Source organism: Haloarcula sp. HT12, assembly GCF_055271655.1.
Genome location: NZ_JBUXKW010000004.1, coordinates 204,804 through 223,060, shown reverse-complemented (window position 1 = coordinate 223,060; position 18,257 = coordinate 204,804). Strand labels below are relative to the sequence as shown.

The 18,257-nt window shown below is 63.4% G+C and carries 17 protein-coding genes; 10 read left to right on the top strand and 7 right to left on the bottom strand.

What is annotated here, in order from left to right:
- Nucleotides 1–118: 118 nt before the first annotated feature.
- Nucleotides 119–529, top strand: a complete 411-nt coding sequence (locus tag ACY9XZ_RS14185) for an EamA family transporter (RefSeq protein ID WP_463457670.1) — start codon at nt 119–121, stop codon at nt 527–529.
- Between the two features lie 90 nt (nt 530–619).
- Complete coding sequence (locus tag ACY9XZ_RS14180) at nt 620–1,000, top strand: Rid family detoxifying hydrolase (RefSeq protein WP_463457669.1); 381 nt, start codon at nt 620–622, stop codon at nt 998–1,000.
- A gap of 22 nt (nt 1,001–1,022) precedes the next feature.
- On the opposite strand, the gene ACY9XZ_RS14175 is transcribed toward ACY9XZ_RS14180, so the two are convergent.
- Nucleotides 1,023–1,292 (bottom strand): hypothetical protein, encoded by a 270-nt coding sequence (locus ACY9XZ_RS14175; RefSeq protein ID WP_463457668.1) that lies wholly within the window; start codon nt 1,290–1,292, stop codon nt 1,023–1,025.
- Between the two features lie 165 nt (nt 1,293–1,457).
- Here ACY9XZ_RS14175 and ACY9XZ_RS14170 point away from each other — a divergent pair, with 165 nt between their 5' ends.
- Nucleotides 1,458–2,981, top strand: a complete 1,524-nt coding sequence (locus ACY9XZ_RS14170) for an NADH-ubiquinone oxidoreductase-F iron-sulfur binding region domain-containing protein (RefSeq protein WP_463457667.1) — start codon at nt 1,458–1,460, stop codon at nt 2,979–2,981.
- Nucleotides 2,978–6,289: a formate dehydrogenase subunit alpha gene (fdhF, locus tag ACY9XZ_RS14165; RefSeq protein ID WP_463457666.1), complete on the top strand. Its 3,312-nt coding sequence runs from the start codon at nt 2,978–2,980 to the stop codon at nt 6,287–6,289. The genes ACY9XZ_RS14170 and fdhF overlap by 4 nt, the downstream gene beginning before the upstream one ends.
- Nucleotides 6,290–6,530: 241 nt before the next feature.
- Here the strand turns inward: fdhF and ACY9XZ_RS14160 are convergent, their stop codons facing one another.
- A complete protein-coding gene (locus ACY9XZ_RS14160) occupies nt 6,531–7,262 on the bottom strand; it encodes a creatininase family protein (protein ID WP_463457665.1) in 732 nt (243 codons plus the stop codon).
- A 131-nt stretch (nt 7,263–7,393) separates the two neighbouring features.
- Between ACY9XZ_RS14160 and ACY9XZ_RS14155 the strand changes: the two genes are divergently transcribed.
- A complete protein-coding gene (locus tag ACY9XZ_RS14155) occupies nt 7,394–8,521 on the top strand; it encodes a CobW family GTP-binding protein (RefSeq protein ID WP_463457664.1) in 1,128 nt (375 codons plus the stop codon).
- Between the two features lies 1 nt (nt 8,522).
- Here the strand turns inward: ACY9XZ_RS14155 and ACY9XZ_RS14150 are convergent, their stop codons facing one another.
- Complete coding sequence (locus ACY9XZ_RS14150; RefSeq protein ID WP_416010751.1) at nt 8,523–8,684, bottom strand: hypothetical protein; 162 nt, start codon at nt 8,682–8,684, stop codon at nt 8,523–8,525.
- 64 nt (nt 8,685–8,748) lie between these two features.
- Nucleotides 8,749–9,906, bottom strand: a complete 1,158-nt coding sequence (locus ACY9XZ_RS14145; protein ID WP_463458094.1) for a glutathione-independent formaldehyde dehydrogenase — start codon at nt 9,904–9,906, stop codon at nt 8,749–8,751.
- A gap of 573 nt (nt 9,907–10,479) precedes the next feature.
- Between ACY9XZ_RS14145 and ACY9XZ_RS14140 the strand changes: the two genes are divergently transcribed.
- Together ACY9XZ_RS14140 and ACY9XZ_RS14135 are read left to right on the top strand one after the other, a co-directional pair.
- Nucleotides 10,480–11,778 carry a S8 family serine peptidase gene (locus ACY9XZ_RS14140; protein WP_463457663.1) on the top strand — a complete coding sequence of 433 codons (1,299 nt, stop codon included), beginning with the start codon at nt 10,480–10,482 and terminating at the stop codon, nt 11,776–11,778.
- A 64-nt stretch (nt 11,779–11,842) separates the two neighbouring features.
- Entirely contained in the window at nt 11,843–12,454 is a 612-nt protein-coding gene (locus ACY9XZ_RS14135; RefSeq protein WP_463457662.1) for an ArsR/SmtB family transcription factor, read from the top strand.
- A gap of 65 nt (nt 12,455–12,519) precedes the next feature.
- Here the strand turns inward: ACY9XZ_RS14135 and ACY9XZ_RS14130 are convergent, their stop codons facing one another.
- Nucleotides 12,520–13,878, bottom strand: coding sequence for a DUF7827 domain-containing protein (locus tag ACY9XZ_RS14130; RefSeq protein WP_463457661.1), 1,359 nt, complete (start codon nt 13,876–13,878; stop codon nt 12,520–12,522).
- A 386-nt stretch (nt 13,879–14,264) separates the two neighbouring features.
- Between ACY9XZ_RS14130 and ACY9XZ_RS14125 the strand changes: the two genes are divergently transcribed.
- Both ACY9XZ_RS14125 and ACY9XZ_RS14120 read left to right on the top strand, forming a co-directional pair.
- Nucleotides 14,265–14,543, top strand: a complete 279-nt coding sequence (locus tag ACY9XZ_RS14125; RefSeq protein ID WP_463457660.1) for a PRC-barrel domain-containing protein — start codon at nt 14,265–14,267, stop codon at nt 14,541–14,543.
- Between the two features lie 208 nt (nt 14,544–14,751).
- Nucleotides 14,752–15,144: a DUF5684 domain-containing protein gene (locus tag ACY9XZ_RS14120; protein ID WP_463457659.1), complete on the top strand. Its 393-nt coding sequence runs from the start codon at nt 14,752–14,754 to the stop codon at nt 15,142–15,144.
- 63 nt (nt 15,145–15,207) lie between these two features.
- On the opposite strand, the gene ACY9XZ_RS14115 is transcribed toward ACY9XZ_RS14120, so the two are convergent.
- On the bottom strand, nt 15,208–16,698 hold the full coding sequence (locus ACY9XZ_RS14115) for an aldehyde dehydrogenase family protein (protein WP_463457658.1): 1,491 nt from the start codon (nt 16,696–16,698) through the stop codon (nt 15,208–15,210).
- A 255-nt stretch (nt 16,699–16,953) separates the two neighbouring features.
- Between ACY9XZ_RS14115 and ACY9XZ_RS14110 the strand changes: the two genes are divergently transcribed.
- Nucleotides 16,954–17,133: a hypothetical protein gene (locus tag ACY9XZ_RS14110; RefSeq protein WP_463457657.1), complete on the top strand. Its 180-nt coding sequence runs from the start codon at nt 16,954–16,956 to the stop codon at nt 17,131–17,133.
- Between the two features lie 198 nt (nt 17,134–17,331).
- Here ACY9XZ_RS14110 and ACY9XZ_RS14105 read toward each other — a convergent pair whose 3' ends face one another.
- A complete protein-coding gene (locus ACY9XZ_RS14105) occupies nt 17,332–18,204 on the bottom strand; it encodes a hypothetical protein (RefSeq protein WP_463457656.1) in 873 nt (290 codons plus the stop codon).
- Between the last annotated feature and the right edge of the window lie 53 nt (nt 18,205–18,257).

Here is an 18,257-nt window from a genome sequence, read left to right as displayed (position 1 = left end):
GGCACCGGACTCAAGAGTATGCGTTGCGTACTGGCGATTCAATGGGTTGTTACACGTGCAGATGTCGCTGTTCGCCCGGACCGCTCAGTTTTGACTGGACCACGCGAGGGCTCAAAGGATGAACGCCGCTGTGCTGTTCGGGGTGGGGACGATGATAGCCTGGGGGTTCTGGATCGCGCTCGGAAACATCGCGTCGAGTACGATGGACCCCGAGACCGCTGCGTTCGTGTCGTACGCGATTGCGACAGTCGCGACCGGCGCGTACGTCGTCGTTTCGGACGCATCGTTCGCCGTCACGAACCGCGGAATGGTGTTTGCCGGCGCGGCAGGTATCGCAGCGGCCATCGGTGTAGTTTCGACGTTCATCGGTGTGACTGTCGGCCCGACGTCAGTCGTCTCTACCATCGGTGGGATGTACTTCATCACTGCCGCAGTCATCGGCGTCATCGCATTCGGGGAGTCGATGACGCTAACGAAAGCCGCTGGCATCGGGCTGGCGCTGACCGCGATCGTCGTCATCAATCAATGACCGGACACAACTGGTAAGTTCCCGAGAACGTTGTGCGAGCGCGACCCGACACTGCCGGGCTTTAAGCAACGAGGTCAGGTAGGGCTGAGTATGAAGCGCGTAATCAGCACCGACGAAGCACCGGCCGCGGTCGGCGCGTACAGTCAGGCGACATCGAACGGCGACCTCCTCATCACCGCCGGCCAGCTCCCGCTGACGACGGATGGCGAACTGCTCGACGACGAGCCGGTCGCTGACCAGACGCGACAGTGTCTCCGCAACGTCGAGGCGATTCTGGAGTCGGAGGACCTCTCGCTGGACGACGTGTTGAAGACGACCGTCTATCTCGAGGATATCGACGACTTCGACGCGTTCAACGAGGCCTACAGCGAGTTCTTCGAGTCGGAACCGCCGGCCCGGAGCGCCATCGGTGTGGCCGCGGTCCCGAAAGGCGCAGCGGTCGAAATCGAAGCGATCGCCGCCACCGAGTAGCGACCGCGCCCCGGTCCGGGTGTTACCGTAACTCCATCTGCTCGGCGCGCTCCGCGGCCAGATCCGTCAGTTCGTCGACGCTACTGTCCGAACGGTCCGCGAGGACGCGAAGCAACATCCCGAGTTGGATGGCCGCTGCCTCGCGGAGTTGTGCCGCCTCTTCGGTGTCGTTGCCGAAATAGTACTCGTGGCGGCCGTCCTCATGGATGATTCCGGTGTACACCGAGCGCAGGTCGCCCTCGGTTATCGCGGCCGACGCCTCCGTCTTGACTTCCTCGAATCGTGGATTCATCGTTTGGGTGAACGTCCCGCTGCCTCATTGTTTCGACGGAACGAACCTGTCAGTGCCGTCTCACCAGTCTCCCAGCGAGTGCTACGTTGTGGAGCCGGTCGACTGCGGCCATAATTGGGGACACCTCGGCCGGGGTTTTTAATCGTTCAGCACGACGCACAGAGTATGACAGAGGAAACCACTGCCCTCGCTCATTCGACCGTCGTCCGGGTGTCGACGGACGGACGGTCACAGAGCGGGGACCGGGTCCTCTCCGCGGGGCGGGCGGCGGCGGACTCGGTGCCGGTCGTCAGAACGGGACCAACGGGCATCACGGCGGCCACACCACTCGTGATGGTCACGAGTGACGGACGGACAGCCTTCTACGACGACCCGTCACCGGCGACCGTCCGTGACCTCGTCGATAAACTGGAAGCGGGAGCGGTGCCGACAGCCGACGCGGACGCCGTCGTCGAACACGACCCGGATACGGCGTCACTTCCAGTTCCGGAACACGGCCCGCTCTCTATCGGTCGCCGCGACGTACTAGGTCCCTGTGGCTGGATCGCCCCGCTGGAACCGGCCGACTGGTCGTTCGTCTCGACCGAGCGGAGCGCCGACGTAGCTTCGGGTGCCGGGCTGCTGGGTCGCGGCCGCGGGGACGCTGCCACTGACGAGCCAATCGCCGACGCGTGGGAGACGGCAATCGGGACCGACGGTGAGCCAGTAGTCGTCTGCAACGCCAACGAGGCCAGTAACCTCCCGTCGGGCGACGAGACACTCCTCTCTGGCGCACCGATGGCAGTCCTCGACGGGATTGCAGCGGTCGCCGAGTACGTGGACGCCGGGGGCGCCGTCGTCTACGTCAACGAGTCTCGGACCGAGTTGCAGACGAAGCTCAGGGAAGCTATCGACGCAGCGGCCGACGCTCTCCCCGTCGTCCCGCAACTGGTGGCCGGTCCGGACGAGTTCCGCGCCGGCGAGCCCACAGCGGCGCTGGAAGCACTGGAGGGGGCCGACCGCATCGAACCGCGGCTCCAGCCGCCCTCGCCGGCCAAGCGCGGCCTGTACGGCCGCCCGACGGTCATCCACACGCCGCGGACGTTCGCACAGGTCCAGCGGGCCGTCGCCGAACCGGATAGTGTCGACGCTGACGCTGCCGACCCCGGGACGCGAATCGTAACGGTCACCGGCGACGTTCCGGACCCGGCGACCGTCGAGCTCGGGTCGAGCGCCAGTCTCGGGGCGGTTCGCGAGGCGGTCGAGATGGACGGCTCGTTCAAGATGGCCTGCGTCGGCGGCGTCCTCGGTGGCATCACTCGCAACCTCGACATGGCACCCACCGCCCAGTCGCTTCGAGCCGCTGGCCTCGGAACCGACGGCGTCGTCGAACTGTTCGACACCGACCGCTGTGCCGTCGAGACAGTGGGAAAACGGGCACGGTTCGCGTCAATGGAGAACAGCGGCCGCTGTGTCCCGGGCCGCGAAGGCACGAAACAGCTCGCCGAACTCCTGCGCGACATCTACCAGGGTTCGTTCGAGACCGACAAGATACGTGAACTCGGCCGCGTGATGCGCCAGTCGAGCAACTGCCAGATCGGCGCGCACGCGCCGCGGCCGGTGACCACCGCCATCAACGAGTTCGAGCCGGAGTTCCGCGCCCACACAGACGGCCACTGTCCCAGCGGCACCTGCACGGAGAAACTATGAGCACAGACAAATCGATTCCACGAGTTCCCGACCTACACGACCCGCAGCCGGAGACGCCAGTCACCCGCGAGTTCGAGACCGGCACCGCAAACGACCCCGACGTGGGGACCGACACGGACGGGCCGACGACGCTGACCGTCGACGGCCACGCCGTCACCGTCGACCCCGGCTCGACCATCATCGACGCGCTACAGGACCTCGACGACGACGTCGTCAGCGTCGACCCCGGCGCGGAGGGCGTCGAAGACGACGCCGACGTGCCGGCGCTGTGTTACTACGACCGCGACGGCGACTGCAGCGACGAGATCGGCCCGCGAAGCGAGTGTCGTACCTGCATGGTCGAGACCGAGGAACACGGCCTGGTCCCGTCGTGTTCGTTCCCCGCCGAAGACGGGCTTTCTGTCTCGACGGACACGCCCGACGCCGAGGAGGCCCGTAGCGTCAACCTCGATCTGGTGCTGTCGAACCACAATCTGCGGTGTACCACCTGCAACGGCAACGGCCGCTGCGAACTGCAGGACGCCGCCATCAGCGAGGGCGTCGACCACCCCCGCTACGGCGTCTTCGACGAGCGCGACCAGTACGAACCCATCGACGACACCTCCTCGTTCATCCAGATCGACCGCAACAAGTGCATCCTCTGTAACCGCTGTGTCGACGCCTGCAACGACGTCCAGGTCGAGGGCGTCCTCCGGATCGAGGGCCACGGCGAGGACACCCGCATCGGCTTCCAATCGGACGCCGAGACGATGCACGACTCGGAGTGTGTCTCCTGTGGCCACTGCGCCACCGTCTGTCCGACCGGCTCGCTGACGGAGAAAGGCATCGACGGCGTGGCGACGCTTCCACTTCCGGGCTTTACCCAGCGAAACTCCATCGGGAAGGTCATCGAACACGAGGACGTCGAGACGATCGACGACACCACGGCACCGAACCGCGGGTTCGAGCCCGGCGACCCGAGAGCGGCGAAGGGGAAGGAAGGCCTCGCCAAGTTCGCGTCGGCGGCGAAACGTCGCGCCGGCGATATCGCCAAGGACTACGGGAAGAAGGCCTTCCTCGCGGGTGAACACACCGCCGAGAGCATCGCGGCGAACACGATGCCCGAGGGTCGGCTGTTCGACATCGCAAGCGCGGTCAGCGACTACCGCCTCTCGAAAATCGACAAGGAAGAGACGACCTGCGGGTTCTGTGCCGTCGGCTGTCGCTTCGAGATGTGGGGCAAGGACGGCGACTCGCTCGGCGTCGTGCCGGTTGATGACCCCGACGACGCGCCCGCGAACAACTTCTCGACCTGCGTGAAAGGGAAGTTCGGCCACGAGTTCGCGAATAGCAAACAGCGGGTCACCGAGCCGCTGATCCGCAACGACGACGGCGACCTCGAACCGACCACTTGGGACGAGGCTCTTGATTATGTGGCCGAGCGCTTTACCGAAATTCAGGACCAACACGGCATCGACTCGCTGGGCTGTCTCGCTTCCTCGAAAGGGAGCAACGAGGAGGCGTACCTCGTCCAGAAATTCGCCCGCCAGGTGCTTGGGACGAAGAACATCGACAACTGCGCGCGCCTCTGTCACTCCTCGACGGTCGCGGCGCTCCAGCAGACGCTAGGTTACGGCGCGATGACTAACCGCATCAACGAGGATATCGGCGAGGCCGACGCCTACCTCATCAGCGGCTCCAACACCACCGAATCCCATCCGGTGCTCGCCACGCGCATCAAACAGAACGTCCGCGAGGGGGCCGACCTCGTCGTGTTCGACCCGCGGAAGGTCGGCATCGCCGAACACGCCGACCAGTACACTCGCACGAACCCCGGCTACGACGTGGCCTGGCTCAATGGCCTGATGCGGTACATCATCAAACACGACCTCCACGACGAGGCGTTCATCGAGCGTAACACGAAGAACTTCGAGCAAGTCAAGGAGAAAGTCCAGGCGTTCACGCCCGAGAAGGTCGAGGAACTGGCCGGTGTGTCGCCGGAGGAACTCGCCTCGGCGGCCGAGACCCTCGCCGAGGCCGACAGCGTCGTCTTTGGCTGGGCGATGGGAATGACCCAGCAGAGCCACGGCACGGAGAACCTCATCGCGATGGCCGACCTCGCGCTCGTCCTCGGGCAGGTCGGCAAGCCGGGAGCGGGCCTTTCACCGTTCCGCGGCCAGAACAACGTTCAGGGCGGCGGTGGCGACATGGGAACCCTGCCCGGAAGCCTGCCGGGCTATCAAAACCCGGCGGACGACGAGGTCGGCGAGAAGTTCGCCGACGCGTGGGGCGAGCGACCGCCAGAAGAGCCCGGGCTGAAGGTGCCGGAGATGCTCGCCGAAGCTCACGCGGGGAACCTCCGCGGGATGTACGTGGTCGGCGAGAACCCCGCCCTCTCAGAGCCCGACATCCAGCACGCCGCCGAGGCCCTGGAGGACATGGAGTTCCTGGTCGTCCAGGACATCTTCATGACCGAGACGGCGGACTACGCCGACGTGGTGCTACCGGCGGCCACCTCTCCGGAGAAACACGGGACGTTCACCAATACGGAGCGACGCATCCAGCGGGTCCGGCCCACGTCTGAGCCGCCGGGCAAGGCACGCCAGGACTGGGAGATAACGCAGGCACTGGCTCGTCGGCTCGGGTACGAGTGGGACTACGACCACCCGCGGGAAGTCATGGACGAGATCAACTCCCTTGCGCCGATTTACGGCGGCGTCACCTACGACCGGCTCGAATCCGGTGAGGAGCACGGCCTGCAGTGGCCCTGCTGGGACGAGGACCACGAGGGCACGCCGTACCTCTACGATTACGGGGAGGGGAACTTCAACTTCGAGGACGGAAAAGCCCGCTTCGTCCCCGCCGACGGCGGCCACCCCGGCGAGATCCCCGACGAGGAGTATCCGCTGACGCTCACTTCGGGCCGCGTGCTGTATCACTGGCACACGGGCCAGATCACCCGCCGCGTCGAGGGGCTGATGAGCCACGTCGGCGAGAGCTTCGTCGAGGTCCATCCCGAGACGGCCGAGAAGCTCGGCATTAGTGATGGGGAGTACGTCCGCGTCGAGTCCCGACGGGGCGACATCGTCGTCAAGGCGCAGGTCACCGACCGTGTCGGCCCGGGAACGCTGTTCATTCCGATGCACTTCGCCGCCGGTGCGGTCAACAAACTCACTGGCGAGACGTTCGACCCGACCGCCGGCATCCCCGAGTACAAAGTGTCGAGCGTCCGCGTGGAAGTGCTTGGGCCGGAAACGGACGAACAGGTGCTCCGGACGCCAGACGCAGGCGGGAAACAGATCCGGAAGCGAGGCGCGGGCGACGACTGAACCCGCGCAGCCGCTTCCAGCCGATACGCGGGATCGTGAACCGTGTCGTGACAGGTTCTGCCATCTCTCATATATCTAGGTATATTCTGGGACGATATAATTCCAAGTCTCTGTCTATTTTCTCATTTGTCCCGAAAATATGCCCACAATGCTTATTTTGCCGGCATATATAGGACAGAACTGCAGATAGTATTATAAAATAGCTCCACTCATAGCTCAACACCTGCTTTTATTTTAGCCCTCACTCACGCGGTCCAGCCGGTCGGTCCGAGATTTCATCGAGGAGGTCGACGAGCGACTCGGTCGCTAACTCCAGCAGCGTCTCCCCGCGTTCAGCGCTCCCCTCGCGCGGGTCGCCGACGACCCCGTTCTCGGTGAACTCGTTGGAATCGAACGCGAGGTTGACGCCGCTTTGCCACTCTCCCCAGCCGTCGCTGCCGCCTGCAGCCGCCTCGTCCAAGCGGTCCTCGTGGACGGTTTCCGGGTTCGTGTGCTGGAGCAGCGAGGTCTCCAGCGGCCCGCCGTGACCCATATCGTCGCTGTGGTCGCCGACCGCGTTGAACCACGTGAACGGGACAGCGAAGGCCTCGTCGTGGCGGGTTATCGTGCCAGATACTTCCCGCAAGGCGTCGATGTTGCCGCCGTGGCCGTTGACCAGCACCACGTGGTCCCAGCCGTGGCTCGCGAGGCCCCGGACGATGTCCCGGACGTAGGACCGGAACGTCGACTCGGAGGTCCATAACGTTCCGGAGAACGCTCGATGCTCCTCGGCGACGCCGACGGGGACCGCCGGTGCGACGACGACGGGGTCGTCGTATCGCTCCGCACCGCGTTCGGCGACCACTTCGGCGTCGAGCGTGTCCGTCCCAAGCGGTGCGTGTGGCCCGTGTTGCTCCGTGCTCCCGACGGGAAGCAGCGCCAGGTTCGTCTCGACATCCGCCATGTCGGTCCAGGTCTCCGTCTGTAAGTTCATGGTCACATCTCTGTTCGAGGCGGAATAAACCCCATTCTCTCAATGGGTAATGCGGTCGAGTCGCCGGCCTGCGTATACAGTCGATCCCCGGACGCGGATTTAATACGCGTTGACACATGTGTTGTCATAACATGTCAATCGATAGCTCGGAGTCGGTTCCGATGACGGTCATCAGCGGGCCGCTCGGTGCGGGAAAGACAACACTGGTCAACAGGCTTTTGAGCAACCCGGGAGGCAGGCGAATCGCCGTCGTCGTCAACGACATGGGGGAGATAAACGTCGACGCCGAACTCCTCGCCGATGAGACCGATGCGGGGGAAGAGGGCGTGGTGGACCTCTCCAACGGGTGTATCTGCTGTCGCCTTCAGGACGACCTCGTCACGGAGGTGACGCGTCTCGCCGGGGAGCGGTCGTTCGATTACCTCGTCGTCGAAGCCTCCGGAATCAGTGAGCCGATCCCCATCGCGCGAACGCTGACAGTCGGTCCGGACGGGAGCGATCCGCCCGAAGGGCTGCATCTGGATACTACGGTCTCGGTCGTCGACGCCTACGGGTTCTGGAAGGCCTTCGACCCCGAAGAATCCATCCCGGACACTGCGCCAGACCCCGAGCGGCCGCTCACCGAGGTGCTTGTCGATCAGATCGAGTTCTGTGACGTACTCCTCTTGAACAAGTGTGATATGGTCCCCGACGATGCGCTGGATTCCGTCGAAGCCGCGGTCAGAAAACTCCAGCCACGGGCGACCATCCATCGCACGACTTACAGCGAAGTGGATCCCGGCGACGTACTCGGGACTGGTCGCTTCGATTTCGAAGCTGCCCGTCGGCAGCAGGGCTGGAAGCAAGCGCTGGCCGAATCAGACAGCGCGGACGCCCATGCTGGCCACGAACACGACGGCGAGCTGTCGGCAGCAGCGACCCACGGCGTGGAGTCGTTCGTCTACCGCCGTGATACGCCGTTCCACCCCGGTCGGTTCGACGACTGGCTCGGCGACTGGGACGGCACTATCGTCCGCGCCAAGGGCTTTGCGTGGGTCGCCAGCAGGCCGGAGACAGTGCTGGGCGTAAGTCAGGCCGGTCCGTCAGTGCAGGCCGGACCCATCGGCAAGTGGGGTGATGACGACCCGTCTACACGACTCGTTTTCATCGGGCAGGAGATGGACGAGGAGCGGCTCGTCGCTGAACTCGACGGCTGTCTGGTCACGGACGAAGAGCGAGGCAAAGCGTTTGACAGCGATCCGTTCCCGCGGGATCGCTGAGTCAGGTCGCGCCGTAGCCGACTTCCTCGCGGAGTTCGTCCCACGACTCGTGGAACCCGTACGTCGACTCGGACTCGCCGCCCATCGCGGTCTGATAGACCTCGTCGTAGGACAGTAGCTGCGTCCAGCCGTCGTGGAACCGATAGCTGCAGTACTGACACATAGCTGTGCATACTCGGCAGTCGGACGTATAGCTGTCGCCAAAAAATGGGTCGGTAGTTCCGGTGTCAGGGCTCCAGCAGCACTTTCGTGACGCCCTCTTCCCGGTTGTCGAAGGCCTCGTACATCTCGGGGGCCTTTTCCAGGTCGACGCGGTGGGACACCACCCAACTGGGGTCGGCGCGGCCCTCGATAATCAGGTCGCGCAGTTCCCGGTTGTAGGACTTGACGTTACACTGGCCGGTACCGAGCGCCTGGCCCTTCTCGAACAGCAGCCCGAAGTCGATACCGAGACGACCCTGTGCGGCCATGTCGTCGGGCGCGCCCGGGTCCTCGGGCACGTAGAGGCCCGGAATCCCGAGTTCGCCGGTCGGTTTCACCGTCCGGATGAGGTTGTTGATGACGACGGCCGGGTTCTCCCGCGCCGGGTCGTACGCCTCGTCGCCTTGCTTGTCCGGGTCGATAGCCTGGTAGCCGACTGCGTCGACGCCCTTGTCGACACCGCTCCCGTGTTGCTCTTTGATCTGCTCGACCGGGTCGCCCTCCTCGAAGTTGATCGGCGTCGCGTCACAGTGGTCCTCCGCCAGTTCGAGGCGACTCGGGACGCGGTCGATAGAGTAGATTTCGGCTGCACCTTTGATCTTCGCGCTATACGCGGCCATCAGCCCGACCGGTCCGGCCCCGTATATGGCGACGGAGTCGCCCGGTTCGAGGTTGGCGAGTTCCGTCCCGTGCCAGCCTGTCGGGAAGATGTCCGCGAGCAGCGAGAACGCGTCCTCGTGTTCATCGCCCTCCGGGAGTTTGAGCGCGTTGAAGTCCGCGTACGGAATCCGGAGCTTCTCGGCCTGTCCTCCTTTGTACGGCCCCATGGCGACGTAGCCGTAGGCCCCGCCGGCGAAGCCGGGGTTGACGTTCGTACAGAAGCCCGTGTAGCCGCTCTCGCAGTTCTCACAGAAGCCACAGGCGACGTTGAACGGGGCGACGACGCGGTCACCCTCCTCCAGGGAGGAGACGGCGTCGCCGACCTCGGTGACGATACCCATGTTCTCGTGACCGAAGACGATGCCGGGTTCCGCCGCTGTCCGCCCCTCGTACATGTGGAGGTCGGACCCGCAGATACACGTCGTCGTGATGTCGATCAGTACGTCGTTCGGGTGCTCGATCTCCGGTTCGTCTACCTCCTCGACGGCCACTTCCTTCGGTCCCTTGTACACAACCGCGTTCATTGACATTGGTTAACACAACCATATGCATGCTAGAATAGCTGTCACTTATAACTAGTCAATTATAATGAGTTATTAGAGAGGGTGACGTTTAGAGCGACATCACTCCGAAGGGAGCAACACCGCTACACCGACGCGCTAACGTTCAAATTCATTTTTAGTCACTGGTAGTTTTAGTATGTACCCACCCGTCGAACCAAACGCCGGCGACCGCCTGAGACGGTTCCCGGCTGCCACCCACACCGGTTGCCACGAATCGGAATCCACCCGCGCCGGCTGACCGCACGTCGATGGGCACAGCCCTCCCCCCCTCCCATCGTCACTACTCATTCCAGACCCCTGATAGTACAGGTTGAGTCTACACTCACGAGCCGAGAGTAACGATGCAACGAGTTACATACCGAGCATACTGCCACGGTGCGATTGGGTGTGGATTGGTTTGTTCCGGTACCGATACCCGCACTAATCGTCGACGGGTAGGCAAGGACTCCGAGAGAGCGCTCACGGTACAGGCAATGAGCGGTAACGGGCGGCCAGTCAGCGTACTGTCAGCGGTTTCGCGGCGGGTGATCGGCGGTGCGTAATCGGACCGTCGGGGCACTGGCCGTCGTCGCTATCGTGGTACTAACTGGTAGCATTGCGATTGTCGCGGTAACGGCTCCGACGGATTCCCGTCCGGAGACGACTGACAGCGATTCAGTAACGATGGCAGACGGAACAGCCGGCCAGTTCGCTCGGCTTCACGCAGCCGGTGTCACCGGTTCGAACGTCTCGGTGGGGATTGTCGATCCGACAGGGTTCGACACGGAATCGAAAGCGATTGCCGGGCAGGTCGCCGCAACGCGGCGTTTCGGTGGTGGGTCCCACGAGACCCGCGAAGCACACGGAACTGCGACGGCAGCCGTCGTTTCACGGACCGCTCCGGGCGCTGATCTGTACCTCGCACAGATCGACAGCGTCGCCAGCTATCGACAGGCGGTAGCGTGGCTCGTACAGGAGGACATCGACGTGATCGTCGCGCCGGTTTCCTTTTACGGACAACCGGGCGACGGAACCGGACCGGTCGCTCGGAGCGCAACACGAGCGACGGGGCGCGGGTCAGTGTTCGTCGCCCCAGCCGGAAACCTCGCGCAGTCGCATTGGTCAGGTCGATACACCGCCGAGGCCGTCAAGGATCGGACCGTCGCGTTTGCGAACGATAGCCGGCGGAACTTCGTTCGGGGCGGGACCGAAATCACGGTCTGGCTCTCCTGGGAACGAGGCCACGCGGGGGAAGACTACACGGTCGAACTGTACCGGACGAACGGAACCGTCTCCCGCCTCGTCGCCCGCTCACAGCCCTACCGGGGCGACGACGTTCCCAACGAGCGTATCGTTGCCAGTGTCAGGCCCGGCGACTACTATCTCGTCGTTCGTGGGCCAGCACCGCCGACCGACACACGGCTACGGCTCGTATCACCGACACACGACCTCCAGTACGCGACGGCTCGAAACAGTATCGTCGCGCCAGGAACCGCACGCGGCACTATCACTGTCGGGGCGTACAACAGCCGCATCGATCAACTCGAACCGTTCAGTTCGCGTGGTCCGACGGTCGACGGCCGGACTGGTGTCGATGTCGTGGCACCGGACCGGCAGTTCGCCGCTGCCGCCCCCGACGGGTTCGTCGGCTCTTCGGCCGCAGTCCCCTACGTCGGTGGCACCGCAGCCCTGCTGCTTGAGGCGAACGAGTCGCTGTCGCCCCGCGAAACCGAGCGCCTCCTGGAACAGACCACGAGAGACGTGGGGAGGCCGGGACTCGACAACCGAACCGGCCACGGGGCGGTCGACCCGGTCCGTGCGATCCGGGCGGCACAGAACCGCACCGACGGTTAAATCTCGTTTTAAGCCAGCCACAGGCCTTTGAGGATTGCCGTGTCACGTTTCCGACAGTGACGCTATGTCGAGTCTCATCGAAACGATACAGGAGCGGACCGGGACGGCTGATGAATCACCGCGGGTACTCGGCGTCGCCGAAAACGAAACCGACGACGTTCTCGACGCGCTCGCGTCGGACACCAGTCGGTCGCTGTTTCGCACGCTGTACGACGAGCCCGGAACACTCTCCGAGATAGCGGACCGGTGTGATACGTCGGTCCAGAACGTCCACTACCACGTCTCGAATCTCGAAGACGCGGACCTCATCGAACCGGTCGAAACGGTCTATTCCTCGAAAGGAAACGAGATGACAGTGTACGGCCCCGCGAGCGACCCGATTGTGCTTGTCGGCGACCGGGATATGGAGCCGCGTATCCAGCAGTCGATGGCCGATGTCGTCACCGGGCTGGGACTGCTTGGCTTTGCGAGCCTCTTCGTCCAATGGGGCGCGGAGAAACTGGCGACCTCGACCGCGGGCGGTGGGGTCCTGGCTCCGGCGAGTCCGAATGCGGGGCCGGTCAGCGGGACGAGCGCAATCGCCTGGTTCGTTTTCGAGATCGTCGAGCCGGGTGTGCTGTTTTTCTGTCTCTGTCTCACCGTTCTCGGCATCGCCGCCCTGCTGGCTGACCACTGAGCCTGTGTCTGAGCGAGCCGTCGCTCGATACCAAAAGACTGCGCGGTCGGACGACCGACGACGCGTCAGTTCAGGATGGATCGCAGGCAGAACCCCACACCGGCGACGGCGAGGACGCCGCCGACGGCGAGAGCACCGACACCGATGCCGAGATCACTGTCCGGTGACTGCCCTGGGACCGACGTTTCGCCGGTGACTGAATCGACGCCGTCGGCAGACGCATCCGTGGACGTGGTGGTACCTTCCGTGACTGTCAGCGTTCCGACTGCATCGGGCTGGTCGGCTGCCTCAGTCCCGCGAAACAGGGACATGCGGTAGCTACCGGCAACGAGTTGCGAATCCAGCGCGACTTCCGAACCGGATTCGACTGCCACGGCGTCGGCATCCGCCGCAGTTTCGAGTGTGGGTTCGTCGTGTCCGGCCGCCGTGGTGTCAAACAGGAGGACGACGCGATCATCACCGTTCCCGTCGCGGACGGTCGCATTGATCTCGTAGTTGGTGGCCGGACTCCCGATAGACACTGTGGCCGCGTCGGCGGTTGCGAGAGCGACGGGAATCCGACCGGTGTCACCCTGTTGGACCCTTGTCACCGACTCCTCGAAGCCGAATTCGGCCGTCCCTTCGACCTCGAACTCCTCGTTTGCCGTCTCGTTTGCCTCGATGACGAGGGTTCCGACGGCCGGTGTGCCGCCCGTGGTCTCGCTGTCGAACAGGCGATAGGAGTACGTACCGGGTGCAAGCGTCGACGGAAGTTCCGGCTCTGGTGCAGTCACGGTCACTGAGTCACCGTCGTCCGCGACACTGAGCGTCTCCGAGTCCGTGCCGGCAGCCGCGGTGTCGAACAGTACCAGCACTTCACCGTCACTGTCGTCGTCACTGACGGTCGCGTTGATCCGGTAATTGACCGCCTCGCTGCCGACGGAAAGCGTTTTCTTCCCGCCGTCAGTCACCGAAACCGGAATTTCAGCGGTCTCGCCCTGTGAGACGGTGACGACGTTTTCGGCGTCATCAGTCTCCTCAGGGGTCCGGGTGTCGGGGACCGGATCAGTACAGTCGCCGTCGCATTCGGCTACAGTTCCGGGACGCTCAAACAGCGGCTCGCCGTCGACGTGAGCGTACAGTTCGTAGGACGTGTTCGCCGGCACGTCTGCCAGATCGAACTGTGCGACGAACGTCCCGTTGGGTTGGACGCTGACCTGTGATTGCTGAATAAACGGGGTCGACGGGTCGGTTGATTTGATGCGGACAGTCATCTCTGTCCCGGGGTTCAGCGTGGTCTCCCCAGTGACCACCTGTTGTTCGTCGGAGTGAAGCGGAAAACTGTCCTCGGAGAGCGTGGCCTGTTGCCCCGCAGCGGCCAGCCCCGGCCCCGTCGCCGTTGCGGCGATGAGTACCGCGGCCACCGCCACCGACCGAACGCTCACAGAATCACCTCCCGAGGAGAGGGCGGACGCGTGTACATTCGAGTTCGGTGCTGCCAAGGGTACCGCATCGCGGGTGGAGGGCACTTCGCTGGCATACGACTGGCAGTTACAGTGGGATTGAAAAACCGCCTGCGGTAGCTTAAAACCACGTTGAACACGGCGCTGCGAACTGAATCACCGTGGCCGTTCAGAAGCGCCGTCCTCCAATTGACGGAAACGGCCACGAGAAGTGGTGTGGCCCCGTCCTGGCGAAGCGAGCACGCCACTTCGGCGGCGGTGTCCGTGACATCCGCGGACTCAGTGGTTTGTTCAGTAAAAGGCACCAGGGGACGGAGAACTGGAAGCGATGCAGTATTTTTATGGTAATTTCGGCACGAGTGACTGATATGCGAATGGTCCTCGCAAGTCAGCTCTCCAACGTCCGAGTAGTAAGCACTGACGGCCGCGAAATCGGCACACTGCAGAACATTACGCTCGATACAGCCACGGGAGAACTTCAAACAATCGTCATCGATAGTGACATGTCGGAGATATTCAGTGTTGAGCGGGATTCCGACGGATACATTCGATTGCCGGCGACCCTCATCGAGTCGATGCGTGACCATCTGACCATCCAGCCGCCGACGGAACAGAGTGCTGCAAGCGGCGATACTGTAGGCTCGTAAGCGACTTATCGGTCTCAGCCAGCCCCGTCACAGCCCGAGTGGGACTGTTAGTCGGATGTACTCGTTGAACTGTGTGGATGATAGTGGCGAAGAACACCCGTCGCCGAATCCAACGGGGGCTTACTTATGTCACACACAGAACTCAAAAATAGTTGGTGGCGTGAGAAGGATCCGACATTTTTTTGATAGCCCACGGGCCAGTGCCGGTATGGTCCCGCTTGAGGTGTTCGTTACCCCCCTCCAGAACAGCGGCGCAGGTGATATCGTACTCCTCCTGTTCAACCTGTTGATCGCCGGTATCCAGATCGCCGGGATGTGGATGGTGTTCGAAAAGGCTGATCACGCAGGCTGGAAGGCTATCATTCCGATATACAACCTCTACATCATGCTCCGGATCGGTGAAAACGCGTGGTGGTGGTTAGTACTGCTTTTGGTCCCCATCGTGAACATTTATGCGTTATACAAGATTCACGCTGGCGTCGCCAGAGCCTTCGGGAGAGGTATCGGCTTCGGATTGGGCCTCACGTTCCTTGGAATTCTCTTTTTCCCACTGCTGGGCTTCGGCGATTACCAGTACCGCCGGTCCAGCGGACTCGCCTGAGATCCGCCGGCGCAATCACGCGACGGAACACGCTTGCCTCGCGGCTCCGGCTGTCGGACGTGATCAGAGCGGGTAGTCGCGGGGCTCGTGCTGGATGGAAACCCACTTCGTCTCAGTGATCTCGCGGAGGAACGCATCGCTGTTGTATTCGCCCACACCCGACGCCCCGATACCGCTGAACGGCACGTGGGCCTCGTCGTTGATCGGTTGGTCGTTGATATGGACGTTTCCGGTCTCCATCCGACTGGCGATGTCCTTCGCAACGGAGAGATCACCGGCGTGGACGGCACCGGAGAGCCCGTACTCGGTGTCGTTAGCGATTTCGACGGCCTCGTCGACATCCGAGAACGGGATCACTGGGGCGATGGGGCCGAAGTGCTCGTTGGCGGCGGCCGGCATGTCGTTGGTCACGCCGGAAAGCACCGTCGGCTTCACCACCAGCGAGTCCGCAACGTCGTCGACGGCTGCCGTCTCGCCGCCGGTTTCGAGCGTGGCACCGGCGTTGACGGTCCTATCGACGTAGTCGAGCATCTCGTCGCGCTGGGATTCGTCGATGATGGGACCGACTTCCGTCGCGGGGTCGTGGGCGCTACCGACGGTGAGCGAACTGGCGCGTTCGGTCAGCTTCTCGACGTACTCGTCGTAGATGTCCTCGTGGACGATGTGCCGATTGATGGAGATACACACCTGTCCCTGGTGGACGAACGAGCCGAACGTCGCCGCATCGACCGCGCGGTCAACGTCGGCGTCGCTCGTGACGACAAACGGGTTGTTGCCGCCGAGTTCCATCGCGGGCACTGCGAGGTTCTCCCCTGCGAGCCCCGCGACGTGCTGTCCGACTTCCGTCGAGCCGGTAAACGAGACGACGTCGCTCTCTGGATGACTGGCGACGCGGTCGCCGATCTCCGAGCCGCGACCGGTCACGACGTTTAGCACACCCGACGGGAGGTCGGTCTGCTCGAAGAGCTTCGCGAACAGCAGCCCGCCCGTGATCGGCGAGTTCGTCGAGGGTTTGAGGACGACGCTGTTCCCGGCGGCGATAGCTGGAAGGACCGCCCGTGCACTCAGGTTCAGCGGGAAGTTCCACGGGGAGATGACCGTCACGACCCCCTTCGGCCCGCGCTCGACGGTGTTCTCCTTGCCCGGAATGTTCGATTCCGCGTGCTCGCCTTTCATCCGCCTGGGTAGCGTCGCCGCCTCGCCCGCGTGGTCGGAGGCGATCTGGATGGACGTCTCACCCATGATGGCGGAGCCACCGACCTCGTGAGCCAGCAGGTCGGCGACGGCGTCATCCTGTTCCTGCAGCGCCTGCAGGAACTGCTGGACGACTGCCGCACGCTGGGCTGGCGGGGCCTGGCCCCACTCGTCCTGTGCCTGGCTCGCGGACTCGTAGGCGGCGTCCACGTCGCTTTCGGTCGCAGCGGGGACAGTAGCGACGACCTCACGCGTCGAAGGGTCTTCGACGGGGAGAGTTTGCCCGTCGCCAGCGGGTACCCACTCGCCGTTGATGTACTGTCTGTTCCAGTCGGCGTCTATCGACAGGTCGTTCGACATCTGTGTTTTTACCAAATGGTAGAATACGGAAAAGCGGCCGAGATGAGGAGAAAAGCACCGGTTACTGGGTACTGAGACGACCATGGACTGCTCTCGAAAGAGACATCACAAATCCACGGATACCCACCCGACGGAACCCGGATATTCGTCGAGAGGTATCCCCCGGGCAGGCACAGATGATTCCGCAACAGGGAGCTAACCCAGGACGAACAGGTTCGGACGAACACTCACCTCCACAAACGGTTGAGGAAGGTTATGGACACACTATCGCCTGCGGAGAACTATCCTGGCGTTGTTCTCGGTATCCTCTGTGCTGGTGTCGGGGCCGTGTTACAGGGTAGCGAAAGCAGCGTTCTGTGGGGGCTTATCGGGTATTTCCTGGGGAAATCGATACAGAGCATGCTCTGGACCGTCAGCGGTGATCGGGCCTCCTGACCCGCAGGCTGTCAACTCAAACGGCCGCCTTACGCGTGCTGGATCTCAAGGCAGGTGTTGTACTCCGTTTCAAGAGAGGGCCACGGTGGCCCCCTCTGGCAAGGAATTCGAGAGTATCCTGGTCCGCCAGTCGAGAGAGTGCCGTTCCAGCCCGGCGGTCGTGCCTGTCGTGCACCTGATCGGGGCGGTGAAGCCGATCTACCCGTTTCCGATGTAGCTGGCGGCCACCAGTGCAGTCAAGACCGTTACGACGAGCAGTTTGAACACGATGAGATGCCCGATCGGGGACCCGAGCAATGTCGAAGCGGAAAGCCCAATAAGACCGACCGTCTGGTAGAGGCCGGTCACGAACACGACCGGGATAACAACGGGGAGGTGCCGGCGGAACCTCCGTGCCTGTGGTTTCAGCACTTTGCCGGTGTCGGGTCGGGTCCGGACGGTCGGCAAGACGACGAAATTGTGCCAGATCGCGCCGCCCAACCACAGCGAGAACGCGCCGATGTGAGCGAGCCTTACCCCCCAATCCGTGAGCGTTGTCCCGGTTTCGAGCCAGGCGAATCCGGCGAGCGAAACGAGGCCGACGAGGAGGAGCGTGGCCCGAACCCGCGCCGTCCAGCGGCTCGCCCGTTCGTCCGCAAGCCACCGAACTCCGGCCCAGAGCAACAGGGCGACGACGACGCCGATACCGAGCGTCACACGGCCGGTTCCGAACGAGCCGTCGCGGACACCGAGACCGAGGCGGACACTCCCGGAGAGGACGAATCCGACGAGTGCGATAGTTTCGATCCGTTGCCACCGACCCGTGACAGCCCAATACGTATCCGCGGCGAACCCGGACCGGTCGAAGAGGGCGAGTCGCCAGTAGAGCCCACCGACCAGAACACCGAGCGTCGCGAGGGTCACCCACGTCACACCTCGAATCAAGACTGGGGCAGCCGGATTTGCGACCCAGATACCTGCCAGCGACCCACCCAACAGCAACCCGAAAACGATGCGCGGTTTGAGTACCTGTACCGGTACGGTTCGGCCGAGGACTGAGACCGCGCTGTTTTCACCTTCTCCCGTACCCATGAACAGCCCTATTTTAGGGCCGCCTAATCAAAACCCTGCGGCCGGAGATGTTC

Bases quoted from the DNA above. Each gene is read 5' to 3' on its own strand.
- ACY9XZ_RS14185 (WP_463457670.1), top strand. From the start codon at position 119: ATGAACGCCGCTGTGCTGTTCGGGGTGGGGACGATGATAGCCTGGGGG.
- ACY9XZ_RS14180 (WP_463457669.1), top strand. From the start codon at position 620: ATGAAGCGCGTAATCAGCACCGACGAAGCACCGGCCGCGGTCGGCGCG.
- ACY9XZ_RS14175 (WP_463457668.1), bottom strand. From the start codon at position 1,292: ATGAATCCACGATTCGAGGAAGTCAAGACGGAGGCGTCGGCCGCGATA.
- ACY9XZ_RS14170 (WP_463457667.1), top strand. From the start codon at position 1,458: ATGACAGAGGAAACCACTGCCCTCGCTCATTCGACCGTCGTCCGGGTG.
- fdhF (WP_463457666.1), top strand. From the start codon at position 2,978: ATGAGCACAGACAAATCGATTCCACGAGTTCCCGACCTACACGACCCG.
- ACY9XZ_RS14160 (WP_463457665.1), bottom strand. From the start codon at position 7,262: ATGAACTTACAGACGGAGACCTGGACCGACATGGCGGATGTCGAGACG.
- ACY9XZ_RS14155 (WP_463457664.1), top strand. From the start codon at position 7,394: ATGTCAATCGATAGCTCGGAGTCGGTTCCGATGACGGTCATCAGCGGG.
- ACY9XZ_RS14150 (WP_416010751.1), bottom strand. From the start codon at position 8,684: ATGTGTCAGTACTGCAGCTATCGGTTCCACGACGGCTGGACGCAGCTA.
- ACY9XZ_RS14145 (WP_463458094.1), bottom strand. From the start codon at position 9,906: ATGAACGCGGTTGTGTACAAGGGACCGAAGGAAGTGGCCGTCGAGGAG.
- ACY9XZ_RS14135 (WP_463457662.1), top strand. From the start codon at position 11,843: ATGTCGAGTCTCATCGAAACGATACAGGAGCGGACCGGGACGGCTGAT.
- ACY9XZ_RS14125 (WP_463457660.1), top strand. From the start codon at position 14,265: ATGCGAATGGTCCTCGCAAGTCAGCTCTCCAACGTCCGAGTAGTAAGC.
- ACY9XZ_RS14120 (WP_463457659.1), top strand. From the start codon at position 14,752: ATGGTCCCGCTTGAGGTGTTCGTTACCCCCCTCCAGAACAGCGGCGCA.
- ACY9XZ_RS14115 (WP_463457658.1), bottom strand. From the start codon at position 16,698: ATGTCGAACGACCTGTCGATAGACGCCGACTGGAACAGACAGTACATC.
- ACY9XZ_RS14110 (WP_463457657.1), top strand. From the start codon at position 16,954: ATGGACACACTATCGCCTGCGGAGAACTATCCTGGCGTTGTTCTCGGT.
- ACY9XZ_RS14105 (WP_463457656.1), bottom strand. From the start codon at position 18,204: ATGGGTACGGGAGAAGGTGAAAACAGCGCGGTCTCAGTCCTCGGCCGA.